This window comes from Entomospira culicis (assembly GCF_028748145.1).
Taxonomy (GTDB): Bacteria; Spirochaetota; Spirochaetia; order WRBN01; family WRBN01; genus Entomospira; species Entomospira culicis.
Genome location: NZ_CP118181.1, coordinates 280191 through 297196 on the forward strand (window position 1 = coordinate 280191; position 17006 = coordinate 297196).

18 protein-coding genes are annotated in these 17006 nt (G+C 47.2%); 14 read left to right on the forward strand and 4 right to left on the reverse strand.

The features are described 5' to 3' along the window. The first annotated feature begins 190 nt into the window (after nt 1-190). The 4 genes from PVA46_RS01340 to PVA46_RS01355 all read left to right on the forward strand — a co-directional run bounded on the left by PVA46_RS01340 (nt 191) and on the right by PVA46_RS01355 (nt 3946). Nucleotides 191-1033 (forward strand): hypothetical protein, encoded by an 843-nt coding sequence (locus tag PVA46_RS01340; RefSeq protein WP_167694980.1) that lies wholly within the window; start codon nt 191-193, stop codon nt 1031-1033. A gap of 45 nt (nt 1034-1078) precedes the next feature. After that, nucleotides 1079-1762, forward strand: coding sequence for a response regulator transcription factor (locus PVA46_RS01345; protein ID WP_167694981.1), 684 nt, complete (start codon nt 1079-1081; stop codon nt 1760-1762). A 3-nt stretch (nt 1763-1765) separates the two neighbouring features. After that, complete coding sequence (locus tag PVA46_RS01350) at nt 1766-3214, forward strand: ATP-binding protein (protein WP_167694982.1); 1449 nt, start codon at nt 1766-1768, stop codon at nt 3212-3214. Nucleotides 3215-3325: 111 nt separating this feature from the next. After that, on the forward strand, nt 3326-3946 hold the full coding sequence (locus PVA46_RS01355) for a GNAT family N-acetyltransferase (protein WP_167694983.1): 621 nt from the start codon (nt 3326-3328) through the stop codon (nt 3944-3946). A 40-nt stretch (nt 3947-3986) separates the two neighbouring features. Here the strand turns inward: PVA46_RS01355 and PVA46_RS01360 are convergent, their stop codons facing one another. Genes PVA46_RS01360 through PVA46_RS01375 form a run of 4 tightly spaced genes read right to left on the reverse strand, consistent with a single transcriptional unit; the run spans nt 3987 to nt 7459 of the window. Beyond that, nucleotides 3987-4910 (reverse strand): ABC transporter ATP-binding protein, encoded by a 924-nt coding sequence (locus PVA46_RS01360; RefSeq protein WP_167694984.1) that lies wholly within the window; start codon nt 4908-4910, stop codon nt 3987-3989. 4 nt (nt 4911-4914) lie between these two features. Next, nucleotides 4915-5703: an ABC transporter ATP-binding protein gene (locus tag PVA46_RS01365; protein ID WP_167694985.1), complete on the reverse strand. Its 789-nt coding sequence runs from the start codon at nt 5701-5703 to the stop codon at nt 4915-4917. A gap of 11 nt (nt 5704-5714) precedes the next feature. Then, complete coding sequence (locus PVA46_RS01370) at nt 5715-6518, reverse strand: hypothetical protein (protein ID WP_167694986.1); 804 nt, start codon at nt 6516-6518, stop codon at nt 5715-5717. After that, complete coding sequence (locus tag PVA46_RS01375) at nt 6515-7459, reverse strand: ABC transporter permease subunit (protein WP_167694987.1); 945 nt, start codon at nt 7457-7459, stop codon at nt 6515-6517. Before PVA46_RS01375 ends, PVA46_RS01370 begins: the two co-directional genes overlap by 4 nt. A gap of 131 nt (nt 7460-7590) precedes the next feature. On the opposite strand from PVA46_RS01375, the gene PVA46_RS01380 reads away from it, so the two are divergent. From PVA46_RS01380 to PVA46_RS01425, 10 genes are all read left to right on the forward strand, one after another. Beyond that, nucleotides 7591-7803 carry a heavy-metal-associated domain-containing protein gene (locus PVA46_RS01380; RefSeq protein ID WP_167694988.1) on the forward strand — a complete coding sequence of 71 codons (213 nt, stop codon included), beginning with the start codon at nt 7591-7593 and terminating at the stop codon, nt 7801-7803. Nucleotides 7804-7836: 33 nt separating this feature from the next. After that, nucleotides 7837-9576, forward strand: coding sequence for a threonine--tRNA ligase (gene thrS, locus PVA46_RS01385; protein WP_167694989.1), 1740 nt, complete (start codon nt 7837-7839; stop codon nt 9574-9576). A gap of 79 nt (nt 9577-9655) precedes the next feature. Next, a complete protein-coding gene (locus PVA46_RS01390; protein WP_167694990.1) occupies nt 9656-10240 on the forward strand; it encodes a hypothetical protein in 585 nt (194 codons plus the stop codon). A gap of 148 nt (nt 10241-10388) precedes the next feature. Beyond that, complete coding sequence (locus tag PVA46_RS01395; RefSeq protein ID WP_167694991.1) at nt 10389-10949, forward strand: hypothetical protein; 561 nt, start codon at nt 10389-10391, stop codon at nt 10947-10949. 132 nt (nt 10950-11081) lie between these two features. Then, on the forward strand, nt 11082-11576 hold the full coding sequence (locus tag PVA46_RS01400) for a hypothetical protein (RefSeq protein WP_167694992.1): 495 nt from the start codon (nt 11082-11084) through the stop codon (nt 11574-11576). Between the two features lie 92 nt (nt 11577-11668). Continuing rightward, nucleotides 11669-12124, forward strand: a complete 456-nt coding sequence (locus tag PVA46_RS01405; RefSeq protein WP_167694993.1) for a hypothetical protein — start codon at nt 11669-11671, stop codon at nt 12122-12124. Next, complete coding sequence (locus PVA46_RS01410; protein WP_167694994.1) at nt 12125-15001, forward strand: ATP-binding protein; 2877 nt, start codon at nt 12125-12127, stop codon at nt 14999-15001. Between the two features lie 60 nt (nt 15002-15061). Next, nucleotides 15062-16063, forward strand: coding sequence for a M23 family metallopeptidase (locus PVA46_RS01415; protein WP_167694995.1), 1002 nt, complete (start codon nt 15062-15064; stop codon nt 16061-16063). A gap of 9 nt (nt 16064-16072) precedes the next feature. Beyond that, nucleotides 16073-16501, forward strand: a complete 429-nt coding sequence (locus PVA46_RS01420) for a bactofilin family protein (protein WP_167694996.1) — start codon at nt 16073-16075, stop codon at nt 16499-16501. A gap of 2 nt (nt 16502-16503) precedes the next feature. Continuing rightward, the gene (locus PVA46_RS01425; protein ID WP_167694997.1) at nt 16504-17001 is read left to right on the forward strand and encodes a YaaR family protein; all 498 of its coding nucleotides are present in this window, start codon (nt 16504-16506) and stop codon (nt 16999-17001) included. The last annotated feature ends 5 nt before the right edge of the window (nt 17002-17006 follow it).

Below are 17006 nucleotides of genomic sequence, written 5' to 3' on the forward strand. Positions count from 1 at the left end.
CCACGTTTGTTGTACTCCTTTCCTTATCTTAATGGGGTAATGTGATAGCATTTTGTCTCATTTTGTGCTAAATTAATAAGATGATAGACGATTTTATCCTTTTTGAAAAGACCCTAGCGTGCTTTTGCCTTGCAATTTTGTGCCGGGTATTGTACAATTTATGGAAGAAGCTGTGGATAAGGAGTTTTGCATGATAGATGATATGGAGGGCATGTGGGAATACCTGGATGAAGAGAGCTGTTACATTGAGCCTAAATTTAGTAAAGAGAGTGGTATTGGGTCGTTGGCGTTGCTTACGGCCTACCAAGGGCAATCGATGTTTTCGTATCTTCTTGCCCCACAGACACTCGGGGATTTACGCAAACATGCCCCACAGATGGAGCTTCCGTTGGTGTTACATAGTCAGCTAGAGGTGGATGTGCTGGACGATCTCTTTAACCCTCGTCAAAATAGCGCATTGGCTAATCGCTATATTGTACGTTTTGGGTTGGGGGAGAGTGAACTGGTCTATGCTAAAAAGATGTTGGGGCACAAATTTAAGTGGTTTTTGCTTGAGGTAGAGCATGGTGCGCAACAGGCGGTGGTTGAACAGGTGATTGCCTTTCGTATGGTTGCTCCGGAGGCGATTTTGATGGTGGGTAATTTTTATAATCAAGAGAGTATCGATACTTTTGTCATGCGTCTTAATGAGCGTGGAGCGTATCGGGTAGACTTTTGGCAAGTTGCACTCGATCCGCATCGGCTTGGGGTGCAAAATTTGGGGCTCGCAAGCATCGCAAAGATCCGTCAAGCAGGATATCCTGTGGTGGCAAAGAGTCGGAAGCTCTCGGCAAAGTTGCTTTTTATGGCGTTGAGTGCCGGCGCACGCTGGGTCAATAGCGATATGCTCTCTAGCGCAGAGGGCTGGCAAGAGATGTTACACGACGATTTAAAGCAGTTGCTCTTGTGGCAAGATGTAACCAATGTTGACGATCTCTACGCGGAAGTTACCTTGAAGAGTAAGGTGGAGAGGCGTATTTGCCCTAAGAGTTAGCATGTAATTTTTTTTCGTAATGAAGAGATAAATAAGGAGTTTTGGGTGAATATTTTATTGGTGGACGATGAGCCGACTGCGCGTGATGTGGTGAAGGCTTATTTGGAGCGAGAAGATTATCGGGTCTTTGTCAGCGAGAATGGCAAAGAGGCGTTGATCTATTTTTATAATGAAGTAGTCGATTTTGTCATCTTAGATTTGATGTTGCCTGATATTTCGGGGGAAGAGATTTGCCGTGAAATTCGTAAGACGAGCAATATTCCTATCATCATGTTGACGGCAAAGAGCGAGGAGTCTGATCGGTTAGCGGGATTGGATTTGGGGGCGGATGATTATATTGTTAAGCCCTTTAGCCCCAAAGAGCTTGTTGCGCGAATTCGCACCATTTTGAGGCGAGTAAAGCCCCTTGCGGTGCAAAAGGAGCTCTTTTATCCGCCTTCGCTTAAAATTATTCCCGATGAGCATCGAGTGATTGTTGACAATGAGGAGGTTACGCTTACCAAGCAGGAGTTGAGTCTCTTGTTGTTGATGGCGGAGAACCCTGGTATTGTCTTTACGCGGGCGAAGATGCTCGATCGTGCCTTTGATATGGCCTTTGATGGCGATGAACGCACGGTGGATGTGCATATCAAGAATTTGCGTCGTAAAATCGAACCCGACTCCCGTAAGCCTATCTATATTGAGACGGTCTATGGTGTGGGCTATCGCTTTACCAAGGCATCGCATTAAGCCATGCGTATCTTTAAGCGCCCGCTCTTTGAGCTTCCGCTTCAGGTGCGGATGTTTATCGTCTTTTTTGCGGTGATAGCGGTCTTTGCGCTCTATACCTCCTATCAATTTACCAAGGAGATTAACGAGCAGTTTCAACGCTATGAGAGTGTGAGTCGTGAGCGTAGCACGGCGGATATTGTGGGGTATTTAGAGGCGGTGTATCAACAGGACAAGAGCTGGAATATTCGTAGTGGACAGGCCAGTGTGCGTCAATCGATGCTGAATGGACAGGTGGTAACGTTGCTCAATGATCAGCGGGAGATTATCTGGCGAACGACGAAGCAGACGGGGCAAATTATCTCCCCAACGACGACGCAACGGCGTATTCCGCGCGGAAGAAGAGGTGCCGTAGAAGCTCCAGTTTTCTCCTTTGAGGTGCTTGATAGCGAGCAGTACGAGATAATGGAAAAGCCAATTCGCTACAATGGTTGGACAGTCGGCTACGTGGTGATTGCCAGTGATCTTAACAGCAGTCTCCATCCCGAAGGGGTGGATATGCAACAGTATCTCTTGGTGAGCGCGATGGGTACGGTCTTTTTGGGATTGGTCTTGGCAGGGATTACGGCGATGATCTTATCGCATTTATTGAGCGATCCTTTGCGCAATCTTACGCATGCTGCGGTGGAGATGCAGAGTGGTAATTTGAATCATAAAATTGAGGACAGAAGTGGCACACGCGAGATTGCTCAGTTGACGCGGGCGCTCAATTTTTTAGCAATCTCCTTGCAAGAGCAACGCGCACTACGCAAGCGTCTTACCAGCGACATTAGCCATGAGATCCGCACGCCCCTTAACGCGTTATTGGCGCTTTCGGAGGCTTATATGGATGGCGTTGTTGAGGTAGGACCCGAGAGCCTGCTCACTTTTCGGGCGGAGATCTTGCGCTTAACCTCGTTGGTGGGTGAGTTGGGTAAAATTAGCGACTTGGAAGATGATAATCTTACGCTCAAAAAAGAGCGCATTGTGGTGGACGACCTCTTACAGGATTTGGCGATCGTCTACGAACAATTAGGTCTCAAGAGTGGGCTTAGCTTTTGGTCAAAGATTGGAAGTGAGCAAATGATTCACGCCGACATCGATCGCTTTAAGCAAGCGGTTATTAATCTGCTGAGCAACGCAATGAAGTATACGCCTTCGGGTGGGAGTGTGGGGTTGCAGACGCGTGTGCGTGATCATCAGCTCATCATCGAGGTTGTGGATACTGGTTATGGCGTGCCAGATGCCGAGAAGGAGCTGATCTTTGAGCGTTTTTATCGTTTAGAACAGTCGCGTAATCGGGGTACGGGTGGCGTGGGGCTGGGACTCACCTTGGTTAAACGCATTGTTGATGCGCACGGCTGGAAGATTATCGTAAAGAACAATACGCCTCAAGGTTCGATTTTTGCCCTATTTATCCCGTTAAAGGCTTGATGGGCAAGCACTGGGATTGCTACTGATGTGCGTCTGTCTACGGCTTCCTTGACAAGCGCTTGATCTTTTCAGTATAATAGGTAAATATCACTGAATTAAAAGAGGTAGAATATGATGACACAGCTACGCGTAGCTAGCGATGGGGAAGTAGAACAGGTGGTAAGGTTGATTATGTCGGCCTATAAGGATTACGCCTATCTGATCTGCAATAGCGAAGAGGATGATGTGGTTTTAACGCGTATGCAAGAGCTAGCCAGACACCACGAACCCTTGCCGATGTCCCTCCACACCGTACGCGTGATGAGCGATGATGCTGGGCACATTTTGGGCGGATTTATCGCCTATCCGATTGTGAAAATTATGCAATTTTATCAGAGCATTTACCAAGCGCTTATCGACAACGGCTACTTTACCACCCTCGATGCACCGATTAAATTGAGTCCACGTTTAATGGGCATCTTGGGCGCCGATAGCACGTGGATGCTCCCTTATGCTAACGCTTACTACTTGGATGCTTTTACCATTGAAGAGCACTTTCGCGGGAAGGGGTTGGCACGCCCCCTGATGGAGTATGTTAAGGTGAGAGCTAAAGAAGAGCATTGCACCTCGATTGTGTTGTTGGCACGCGAGAATAAAGTGCCTTTTTATCAGAGACTCGGGTTTGCCAAGAGTCAATTCCTCGATGGCGGTATAGAGGAAGACTTTTTTGTCCTACACCTACCTTTCGCCTAAGTTTTGGCAGAAGATCTGTTTGACAGGCTCTAACCTTTGTTTAGGTTCGATAAACGCCCACGCCATGGTTGCTTGCAATGGTCAAGGTGATAAAGTGTTGCGCTTGCACATGGGGATGGAAATAGTACTCTTCTCCCTTGTGTACGAGCGTTGCCTCGCTCTCTTGTGGCGATATCGGGCTAAGAGGTTTACGTGTTGCTAAGAGAATTTGCTGGGTGTAAGGATGGATAGGATTGCTCATCACGTTGTGGGTCGCACCATACTCCACAATACGTCCTTTGTATAAAATGATGATATGGGGGCAGAGTGCTTTAATGATCGGAAAGCTATGGCTAATAATGAGATAATTAGTGTGATAGCGCGCTTGAAGTTGCGCCATTAGATCAATAACTTGTGCTTGAATGACAAAGTCTAAGGCACTCACAGGCTCATCGGCAAGGATAAGTTTCGGATGGAGCAACAGCGCACGGGCGATGTTCATGCGTTGTGCCATTCCTCCAGAGAGCTCTTTGGGGTAGCGTTGTAAGAGGCTAGGAGATAATCCCACCTCTTGTACCATCTCTTCGATATGCTCTTGCCATAAAGATTTTGTGATGGTAGTGGGAAAGGCGCGCAAAGGCTCCAACAGCGAGCGTTGTAACGAGAGATAGGGGTTGAAGGAGCTGTGCGGATCTTGAAAGATCAGTTGCATCTCTTTACGCAAGGGGTTGAAGTCGCGCTGGCTTAGATGGTCGATGCGATTGCCGTCAAAGAGAATCTGTTTACTTTCGCTAGGAATCAATTTGGCTAGGCTACGAATCAGCGAACTCTTGCCCGAGCCCGATTCGCCAATCACGCCAAGGTTTTGCCCTAAAGGCATCATAAAAGAGATATCATTAAGTGCAAGATTCGTCGCACGCTCGCGTGTCGTGTAGCTACAGCTTAGGGATTTTATCTCTAGTAAATTTTTGTGAGCTTCTTGCATAATCTTACTCCATCTGGTGCATCGCATGGAGCAATGCTTGGGTGTAGGGCGCTTGGGGCTGGCCTATGATCGCTTCTTTAGTGTTGCTCTCGATGATAGTGCCTTGATAGAAGACGCTAATGTGGGAGCATATCGCTTGCACGATAGGGAGATCATGGCTAATAAGAATGATGCTCAAGCCCTCTTCTTTACGAAGTTGATCGAGCAGTTGCATGATTTGGGCGGCAGTGATCGCATCTAGGGCGCTGGTGGGTTCGTCGGCAATGAGGATTTCGGGCTGGCAGGCGAGGGCGAGGGCGAGTAAAATCCGTTGGCGCATTCCTCCCGAACACTGATGGGGATAGAGGCGCATCACCCGATCGCTTTGCGTGAGATGCACTTTAGCCAGTAGCTTCTCTGCGATGGCTTGGGCGGTAGACTTATCCACTTTTTGGTGTAAACGGATGGTCTCGATGAGCTGTTTGCCCACTCTAAGATAGGGGTTGAGGGCAGTAAGCGGATCTTGAAAGAGGTAAAGAATCTTCTTACCACGATAGGCTTTAAATGCTTGATGATTGAGCTGATGGATGGGGATATTTTTGTAAAGAATGGATCCGCTGGTTTGCGCGTAGCTAGGCAGTAGACGCGCTACAGCCATCATTGAGACGCTCTTACCGGAGCCAGATTCCCCCACGATGCCTAAAATATCGCCTGCATGTAGCGTAAGATTGACACTATGGCTTGCATGAATGAGTCCATGATGGGTATCAAAGGTTACCCCCAGATTCTCGATATGAAGCAGTGGTACTCCCATAAGCATCTCCTTTAGTGGCGCTGTAGACTCATTTGCAGGCGTAGACTCATCCATTGTAGCAAAAATAAGGAAAAAAGAAAAGTGAGGGCAGGCACAAAAAAGAGATGTGGGTAGCTCTGGATGTGAGGAATAGATTGTTGGAGCAGGAGTCCTAGCGAGAGTTTGGGCGATTGAAGACCAAGCCCAATAAAGGAGAGTGTTCCCTCTAAAATGATGAGACTTGGGAGGCGCGCGACGGCAAAGGGAACGATATGGTAGAGGGCATAGGGCAGTTGATGTTGCATCATGCGGTAGGCCGATTGGCTACCGGTGCTTTGGCTGTAGAGCCAATAGAGTTCGTTCTTTTGGCTAGCGAGGGAGAGGTGGAGAAAGTGCGTGAGGATAAAGAGAGGGGCAATCAGTAGGGTGAGCCAGAGGGTGAGGGTGTGTTGTCCTGTGATGTTGAGTAATGAGGCGCTAAGGAGCGTGGCGGGTAGAATAAAGAGTGCTTTTGGTATCCAAAGTAAGAGAGCTGATATTTTGGGTGGCAACCACGAGGCGCTGATACTGAAAATCATCGCAAGAAGGGTAGCAACGAACAACGCCGAGAGGGCAAGCCATAACGACGTACTTAGTGCTATGCATAGTTGCACGAGGAGATCGCGTCCGAGGGCATCGGTGCCAAGATAGGGCACTTGTATCCAGCGGGGCAAGAGAAGTGTTTGCTCCAGATGGATTGTATGTTGTTGCCCGTCTAAAAAGAAGGAGGGAGCGAGCATTATCAGTAGGATAAGGGTGAAAAAGAGGAGTGAGCGTGTTGCTTTTTTGGGTATCATGGGTATCGGCTCCGCGGATCGAGGCGCGTATGCAGGTAGGCCGATAGCTGGGTCAGTAGGAGAAAGATAAGGGTAAAAGCCATCGACGTTAAGAGCACTACGGGGTAGTCGCGGTTGCGGATGGCTTGGAGCGAGAGCGTACCTAGGGCAGGCAGACGAAAAAATTCCTCCAAAAGAATCGAGCCACTAAGGAGTTGCGCAAAGGCAGTACCCATATATTTATTGATGGGTAAAAGCATACGCGAGCGGAGCATCCAGAGCGTGCGAGGTAGAGAAAAGCCCATCGCAAGATATTGAGCGAGATACTGCTGTCTCGGGTGAAAACGCAGATCGGTATAAAGGATGCGAGCAAAAATCGCGATATAAGGAATCGCCATAACAATTGATAAGATGGTTAGCCATGGTGGGTGATACCAAATCATGGTAGCGCCATAGAGCGATGGCTGAAAGTGAATTATCCACAAAAAGGCGATGGGGACAAGGATGAGGGTGGGTAGCGAGCCTAGTAATAGCATGAGGATGAGGATAACTTGACGTATCCAGTGCGTTGGGTGAAAGTAGGCGATTAAGGCGATAGCAAGCGCGATGGGTAGGGTAAGAAGCATGGCTAGGATCGCCAGAACGGCGGTGATGAGCATGGCATAGGCAAGGATGGTGTGCAGTGGCATTTGACGATTGTGGATGCTATAGCCCCACTCTAGCGATATGATCTTTTTTAGATAAAAAAAGTATTGTTGGTGCAAGGGCCTATCCAAAAAGAGCTCCTTACGCAACGCCTCTTGCGCCTGCCGGCTAAGGGGAAGATCGCTGGAAATCACCTGCCCACCGCTGGCATGCAACACCAAAAAGATTAAGGTATAGCTCAGCCACAGCGCCCCCAAGAGACGCAGAGCAAACTTAGCCAATCCAAAGATTGCAGTTGATCGTAACAGAGCCTTCAACACCTTCTCCTTATCGGCATCATATCGGCAGAAGATAGAGCGCTTTTTGGAGAAAAGTCTCTTGTCATCTTGAGAAAAATGTGATAGGATAGAGAAGTCTTTTATAAAGAATGTTCTAGGAGTTTAATTATATGCAAGAATATAAATTCAATGTGAGTGGCATGAGTTGCGGACATTGCAAAAAACGGGTGGAGGAGGCAGCGCTTGCGCTTGCTTCGGTGGTGCATGCTGAGGTTAATCTGGAGCAAGGGACTTTAGTCATTCGCAGTGAGGATGCACTAGAAGAGCGTCTTATTATCGATGCTATTGATGAAGCTGGCTATGACGCAGTTATGCAAAAGTAAGTAATTTTATTAGAGATTAGGGAGGATAAAGCGATGGGTAACTTTGATTTAGCAACAGTGCGTCATAGTATGGCGCATGTTTTGGCCGCAGCGGTGCAGGAGCTCTATCCTACCACGCTCTTTGCGATTGGCCCTGCCATTAACGAGGGCTTTTATTATGATATGAAGCTTCCGGTGCGATTGGTTTTGGAGGATTTTCCCGCAATTGAGACCAAGATGCGCGAAATTTTGGGCAAAAATCTCGCTTTTGTGCGCGAAGAGATTGCTAAAGAGCAGGCGCTTGCTCTCTTTGCGCATAATCCTTATAAAGTAGAGATTATTGAAGAGCTTCCTGCTGATGCGGTGATTACAATTTATCGGTTGGGCGATTTTGTGGATTTGTGCCGAGGCCCGCATGTGGAGAGTACGGCGGATTTATCCGTAGATGGCTTTGCTTTGCTCAACTTGGCGGGTGCTTACTGGCGTGGCGATGAGAAGCGTGATCAACTGCAACGCATTTATGCGACGGCATTTGCAAGTAAAGCCGAGCTTGATCATCATCTAACTATGCTCCAAGAGCGCGAGAAGCGCGATCATCGACGCATTGGGAAGGATCTTGATCTCTTTAGTTTCCACGAGGAGGCGGGCGCGGGCTTGGCTTATTGGCATCCGATGGGTGGGCGTATTCGCTTGGTTTTGGAGGATTTTTGGCGTAAAGAGCATATTAAGCATGGCTACGAATTGATTTATACTCCGCATGTGGGGCGCTCTTGGCTTTGGGAGACATCGGGGCATTTGGACTTCTACAAAGAGGGGATGTATAGCGCGATGGATGTGGATGGGCAGGAGTATTATGCCAAGCCGATGAACTGTCCCTTTCATATCATGATCTATCAAAACGACAAGAAGAGCTATCGTCAATTGCCGTGTCGGTGGGCAGAGCTGGGCACCGTCTACCGCTATGAGCGTGCGGGCGCGTTGCATGGACTGATGCGCGTGCGTGGCTTTACCCAAGATGATGCGCATATCTTCTGTACGCCCGAACAACTCGCCGATGAGGTGTACGCTGCGTTGCAATTTAGCCTGCATATCTTGTCTACCTTTGGATTTAGCAAGATTCAAGCTTTTTTGAGTACCCAGCCTAAAGAGAAGAGCGTGGGCGAGGCGCATCGTTGGCAAGAGGCGACGGATGCGTTGCGATCTGCTTTGGATCGCGCCGATTTGAGCTTTGGTGTGGATGAGGGCGGTGGTGCGTTTTATGGCCCTAAGATCGATTTAAAGATTGAGGACTCGATGGGGCGCGAGTGGCAATTATCGACCATTCAACTCGACTTTAACATGCCCGAGCGTTTCAAGCTCACCTTCATCGATAGAGATGGCGAAGCAAAGCGCCCCTATATGGTGCATCGGGCGTTGCTGGGCTCGTTGGAGCGCTTTTTTGGCGTGCTTACCGAGCATTACGCGGGCGCATTTCCGTTGTGGTTAGCACCGATTCAAGTGCGTATTGTGCCAGTGAGCATGAAATTTGTGGAGTATGCCCAACAAGTGGCGCGCTATTTAGGGGAGGCTGATCTCCGTGTCTCTCTGGATGATGGCGATGATCGGATGCAGGCGAAAATTAAACGCGCTAATGAGTTACGCATTCCTTATACTATTATCGTGGGTGGGCGAGATGCCGAAAACGGCACGGCAAGCATGAAAATCCGTGGCGGGGTAGACAAGAATGATCTCTCTTTAGCGGAGTTACGCAGTTACTTGGTAGAGAAGAGTGTAAGTAAGAGTTTATTCTTGTAAAATTGCCTTGACGCTTTAACAAAAAAGTAGTAGCTTCATTATAGAATCTTATGATGAGGAGCTATTTATGAAGAAATTTGTGATGTTGTGTGCTTTGGCACTCATTGGTGCTACTTCGGCAAATGCTGCAGTAGGTATCGGTTTAGTGGGTGAAGGTAGCTGGGGACGCCACGGTGGCGCTAATCCTGGTTTTGGATTGAATGTGGCTATTGGTGAGATGGAAGAGATCTTTATGGAGATTGGTATTACCACCTGGTTTGGCACGAAAGCGAATCCCCATGGTATCGAAATCAACCTAGATGCACCCTTCCATGTATTTATGGGCGAGTTGACTGACTCTGTTTTGTTCTATGTGGGTGTGGGACCGCATATTGGATTCCACAATAGAAAGAGTGAGGATACGAATAATGTACTTTTTGAGGTGAAAACCAGTAGTACCAACTGGGAGTTTGGTGCGATTATGCCTGTAGGGTTGCGTTTTGTAACGGAAATGTTTGATTTCTGGTTTGCCGTTGTGCCTAGTGGTGGTGTAAGCTATAACTACTCTAGTATAAGAACGAAAACAATTCTTACGGATGAGGAAGTAAAAACTACCGCTAAAGCTTATACTGGTATGTATTACGGCATTGGCTTGCAGACGGGTTTCCGCTTTTGGATTGGTTAATTTTTTTGTAAAGGCATAATTTTTTAAAAATCATTATTGCAATTAATTACGATTTCTGGTATAGTTTTACTGGGAATCGGTTTTTTTATACTAAAAAAGAAGTGATTTCTAATTTTATTGTTTGGAGAAAAAAGTTATGTTTAAAAAAATGATGATGGTAAGCGCGTTAGTATTTGTAGGCGCTACCTCGGCAAGCGCGATTGGTCTTGGCGTTGTCTTTGGTGGTAGCGCTTCATGGAATGGTTGGGGTGGTTCTTGGGGTGCCGGATTCAGCCTTGGTGTGGGGAGTTTAGAGGATGTTGACTGGGAGCTTGCAGTCCGTGCTTCTGGTGGTAATGGTCGTTTTTGGGTAGGTTTAGATTTAGACTGGCATCTTTACCAGTATAATTTTACCGATTGGGTAGCTTTCTATGTGGGTGTAGGTCCTTATGTTGGATTGGCTTTTGGTTCTAAGGATAGTTGGTATAATCCTGTTACAGGTAAGAACGAAAAATATGGTGGTTACTTTGGCTTAGACGTAGGGGCGCGTGTTCCTGTGGGCTTCCGTTTTATGCTTGCTGACATGTTTGATATTTGGATTGCCTTTGTCCCTAATGTTGGTCTTGGTATGACGTTCTACAACAAGGATTACTATGGTAATAAGGGAAGTAATTCTTTTGGTATTGGTGGTGGTATTGGTGGAGAGATTGGTTTCCGTTTCTGGTTCTAATCGCTAAAGGTATATATTAGCCTTACATAATTTTATAGAAAGAATCCTTTGAAAAAGAAGGATTCTTCTTGTTTTTTTCATTTAATTCCATTATCTTGTATCATGATTTCATTCAAATCAGGAGTGTAAAAAATGAAAAAAATAGTATTGATATGTTTGTTTAGCATGATCGGTTTATCAACTGTTCAGGCACGTGTGGGCGTGGGTGCGTTGTGGGGCACTTCGGCTTCTTATCGAGGTTGGGGAGTGGGTAATGGTTTTGGTTTAAGCGTGGGTATTGGTGAGATTGGTGCGAAAGGAAACTGGGACTTTGGCTTACGTTTTTGGGGCGGTAGTGGACACTTTATTTTGCATACACAGGCAGATTGGATCTTTTTAGAACTTAATTTTACCGATTGGTTTGGACTATATGGCGGAGTAGGTCCTTATGTAGGCATGAATTTTTTTTCTGATGGCGCACAATTTGATCTTGGTGGTCGACTGCCTTTGGGTTTGCGCTTTATGTTTTTCGATCGCTTGGATCTTTGGTTGGCATTTGTTCCTAGTGTGGGCGTGGGCTTTGGCAGTGGTGGAGTAGGGCTTGGTGGTGGTCTTGGTGGCGAGTTTGGTATTCGCTTTTGGTTTTAATCACTTAGTACGAGTAGATATTCCCGATAAAATCCCTGCTGCTGTGGGGATTTTTTTATTGATTGGCCGACAATTGTAGCAGGAGGCGTGCCTTGCAACACTATCGATATCTTTTATCTTTTGGACTACTGATGATGTTTAGTTCCCCAGCTGGGGCGCAGGAGGAACCCTTACGTCGGGCATGGATGTTGTATCAACAGGCAACGTATCCTACAGACGAGGCGTTGGGTAAAATTGTTTTGCATTTAGACAAGAGTGAGGATGCTCTCTTTCGCACCGTGGTGGCAGATCTCTTGCGTCGCAGGCTCTCTAGCTCTTATCTGGATGCGCGCACGCAGTTGTTGATTCGTGAGGAGCATCAGGCCTTGATGACGATATTGCCTCGGATTGATAGCGTACGTGTGGGCGCATGGCAAGGGCAGGGGGAATTCTTTGCGAGACGATTACGTCTGTTGAGCCATAATGGGGACTCTTATTTACTGGAGCTTCTCTTTCGTGGCGATCGCCAAAAACTTATCGCCCTAGATTGGCAGAAGGGAGAGGATTAGGTGTATTATGTTCATGTTGCTTTGTATGGATATAATCAGCTTAAGGTGGTAAATCCGACGCTTTTGGCTGGATTAGAGGAGCACTTTGCGCGGGTGGTGCACGCTAATGGCGGAAGCTGGCAGGTACGGCATCCTTATCAAATGACGTTTCCTTCGGAGTATGCGGAGTCGGGGATGATTGCCATGGAGAGTGCTTTTGATCTCTTTGATTTGTTGAGCGAACGTCGCAAGGAGCATATTGGTAGCACGATTTTAGTCAGCGATCGCTTTGAGAGTGAGCAGGCGGTTGCGCGATTACTCTCGCTTGCCACACTTGATGATTATGTTTGGATTGATACGGCAAGTATGCCCGCGTTAGGCAATTATGTGGAGTCTACCGATATGGGACATTTGGCGCTGGTGCATGGGCTACACTCCACGCTCTGGGCAATGCGCGATGTGCAGTTGGAGTGGCTCTTTCAATCGTCGATTAAGCACGTGTTGAAGAAGCACTTTTATGGAGTCTTACAACGAAAATTTCTTCTCTTTTATGGAGAGATGGGCATGGGCAAGCGCTATAGCATCGAGGTGGTGTTGGCAGAGGTTTCGCACCATGACGCATTCTCTTTTGCCAAAATTGATAGCTATACGCAAAAATACGATCTGCTGAGACCTTTTTTGTCGCTCTTTTGCGGGCATGTGTTAGCACGCATGGAGCATGATATTCTTGAAGAAGAGCAGGCGATGTTTGCACCGTTACAGGGATTTATCGCTTATATTAAAGAGCGGAAATCGCCACACTCCCTTGATCGGATGGCAAGCGATCTCTTGCAGTTGGCATTTTTCTACTTTCGATCGTATCGTAAGTATTGTCAGGAGGAGCGCTTGCCGGGGTGGGTGTTGGTCTATCATAGTCAATATCTGCATCCAATGAACCAAAAGATCTTTCATCAAGTACTGGAGATTATGCATCATTATGGATTGACGGTGGTGGCGGTGGAGCATAAGCTTATCGAATTTCCGCACTATGAGGTAGAAGCCTATCGGGTGAATGAGACATACTATTATGAAGATGGTCTTTTGGGCGTGCATGCCAGCGACGGCGCGCAGGTGATGACGCCATATGAGGCGATTTTGTGGCAGTGGTTAGAGAGTCAAGAGGTGGTGGTAGAGTCGGTGGACTTGGCAAGTTTACTGCATGGTGTCTTTTGGCAGTTGGATGAACTTGCGCAACGGGTGCTCTTTCAAGTGATGCTTGCCGATGGGATGATCGATGTGGCGACGGTGGTTGCTTCGTTAGAGTTGGATGGGCAGGGGCAGTTGTTGGTTTACAAACGCTTGCGTCTCTTGGAGAAGTTGCGTCTGATTACCGATGTGCAGAGTGCTCCGCGCTTGATGTTTACCCTTTTACAGATCGAGCTGTACGCCTACGCTGGATCGCAAGCCCAAGCGTATGTTGCGCGCTTGGGAGAGTATCTCTTGAAGTATCGGGTGCTGGGCGAGGATAGTCTGTGGTATCTCTTTATGCTGGTGGAGAAGAGCGGAGCTATCGATGCGACGTTGGGTATTATTCATGACAATTTACATGGGTTGCTGGATGCTAGGCGGGTAGATGTACGCTTTTATTTAACCTTTAATTATTTAGAAGATCGTGAGCTTAGCCACACACAACGGGCGACACTCAAAGCGATATTGTATACGGCAAAGTTACGATCGAAGATGCTTAAGCATCAAATTTTTAGCGACAGCGAGCGCTTTGTCGACGATTTACCGTATGTGGAGGCCTCGGATAATATCTTTGCCAATTACTACTTGCTCCAAAAATATCGTAATGAAGCAATGGAGATGGAGCTTGAAGAGCGCTTGGTGGGTCAGTTGAAGAAGTTGACCTTCTCTTTTCAAAAGAATTCCGAACACAAAGGCGAGGCGCTAGCCAATTATGAATTGGCTTTTGTCCTTTTTAAGCAGGGTAAGGTGCGTCAAGGGTTGGAGTTTGGCGAGATCGCCTTGCGTCTTTTTAGTACGTTTGGCTTTGTTTATGGCGAGCTGATGGCGATGACCCTACAAGCACGGATGGTCTTCTGTTATGGTAATCTTTCACTGGCTAGGGAGCATGCACATCGGGCGCAGGAGCATGCCCAAGCGATGGGCAATCATCAACGTTGGCAGATAGCGCGCTTTATCGAGAGCCGTATTGATATCGAACTTGGTCGCTACGAGCATGCGATCCTTCGCCTAGAAGAAGATCTGGCTCTAGCTGAGCAGTATCATCAACAACAGGCAGCTAAGGTCTTAAAAAATTGGATCTTTTTATGTTATGTATACAAACAGGAGTGGGATAAGGCCAAGGCTTGGGGCAGCGCGTTGGCGATGGATCTTGAGTTGAGCTATTTTTACGCCATCATGTACTGGCAACAAGAAGAGTATGAAGCAATGGTTGCTGTTCTTGATGCAAGTTATGAATTGGATCGCGATCGCCATTACACTGTCAGCGAAGACGAAGAGTGGCTGGATGGCTATCACGTGTTAGAGGGTCAGCGTGGCTACGGAGAGCGCTATGGCGTATTACGCACCATGGCCGATGAACTGCGTCTCTACGCCCTAGCCAAAGCAACGAATCAATCTGAAGAGCACCACAAAGCCATCGATGCCCTGCGTTTAGCTTGCGATTTGCACGAAACACAAATCGAACGTCCCTACAACTTTATTTTACCCTACCTCTATGCCGATAATCTAAAAAAAGAGGACGAAACCTTTGCCATCGCCATCAATCGCAGTGCGCGCATCGCCATGAGCTGGGCAAATCGTATCGCCGATGTAAGAGTAAAAGAGATGTACACCCATGGGCAATTCTGGCTCAAACGTATCCAACTTTTACGGAAAAATTATGGTGCTTAACTTGACAGAAGCCACAATATCTAGTAATATGAAGAGAGGACATAGACAAAGGTGCGCAAGATGAAGAAAGATGAAAATGGGTCAAAAAAGAGGCGTTTTTCCCTGTTTAATGCAATAAAACAGAGCTGGCAACATTGGCGTAGACCTCTAACCATCATGCTTGCACCCCATGACGAGGGGAAAGTGCTCTCCTTTCGTGTCTCGATTTTGTCATTGTGGGTTTTTGGGTTTCTCTTTGTGGGGCTCTTTTTCTTTGTGATTCTCTTCTCCACATCCAACTACCAGCTTACGCAAAAGATCGACAACCAAGATGCTAGCATCTTAAAAATTATGGATGAATCGCAAAAACTTTGGCAAGCAGTGGGTCCCTTACCAGCAATTACCGAGGTATTAGAGGGAACCATTAGCACCATCGATCGTGATTTTGGGCATACTGCCTTAGCGCATCTAAGTGAGCAGGGTGGAGACCTTGAGGGTGGCACTGTTTCTTCGCGGGGTGCTCAGAGTGCGCAAGATTTAGGCATTCAAAAGATCGAAGATTCTATTCGTACGATTGAAGATACGATACCGCTTATTGCGACCTTGGGGGAATTGCTTGATACGCAAAAACAATTTTTATCCGAAATTCCTACTGCATGGCCAGTGATTAGTCGTCGTGGTACGATTACCATGCTCTTTGGTCCTGGGCGTGACCCCTTTACCGACGGTTGGCAATTCCATACGGGGGTTGATATTGCGCACTCTGTCGGTACTCCTGTAGTCGCTGCGGCTGATGGTGTGGTCGTGCGTACCTCTTATAATGCTGGAGGCTATGGAAATATTGTCTATGTGAGACATAATTATGGTTTTTATACACGCTACGCGCACATGCAACGTTATACAGTGGTAGAAGGACAGCGGGTAAAGCAGGGCGAACAGCTGGGCTTAATGGGTGCCACGGGACGGGCTACGGGATCTCACGTGCATTTTGAGGTGCTTTTGGGTACAGAGGCGCGCGACCCGATGCAATATCTTTCGATCATTGATTCCTCTTTGGTCGGCTATATTCGCATTAGGAATTAGGATTTTTGCATGGCAGGAAGAGATGAATTTGTCAATTCAATTGTAGGTGAGGGATCCACGTTCTCTGGATCGGTAGAGCTCAAAGGGATTTTACGCGTTGATGGAGACTTTTCCGGATCGATTGTCTGTAGTGAGAAGGTCTTAGTGAGTAAAACGGGGAGAGTAAAGAGCTCGATTCGCGCAAGGGTGGTGGTGATTGGCGGTGCCGTTCATGGCGACATTGTTGCCGAAGAGCGTGTGACTATTCTCTCTACGGCGCTGGTGATAGGGAGTGTGAAGACTCCCCAGATTTTGGTAGAAGAGGGCGTTTTTTTGCACGGATTTTGCCATGTAGAGGCGGGAGCAGGCAGTGCGTCTCAACATCTTTTACCTAGTGAAACCAAACCAAGTAACGCTTTTTTTAGTGTTGATTGGCAAAAATTGGGGAATAAGCCTTAAATATGGCAAAGGTGTCGGTTGCTAGCGAATTTGCTGGGTTGCTTTTGCCTAATGATGCGGTGGAAAAGCGCAAAAATCAACGGGTGAGTGTACCGCCGAGAAGGGATTTTTCCTCCATCTTACAAGACTCTGCGACGAAAGCGAGCGATAGTGTTGCTGATGCGGTGATTGATGATACGTTGATCGAGCAGGCAATGGACGATGTTTTTGTCTTGGGAGAACGGTTACGGCATGATTACACCTTGAGTTGCCTTGGTGATTATCGACAGGCGGTAAAGACATTTTTAGACATTATCCGTAAACGTGCCTATCAACATGATCGCGTCAAGGGGCGTATTAACCGTCATAGTATGATGCAAAAAGAGTACAATTTAGTGCGCGTTGTGGATGAAAAATTGGATCGTCTAGCGCGTGCGGTGTTGGCAGAGCAACGGGATATGATTTTAATTTTAGCAAAAATCGACGAAATTCGTGGATTAATTATTAATTACGTTTGGTAAAGTGG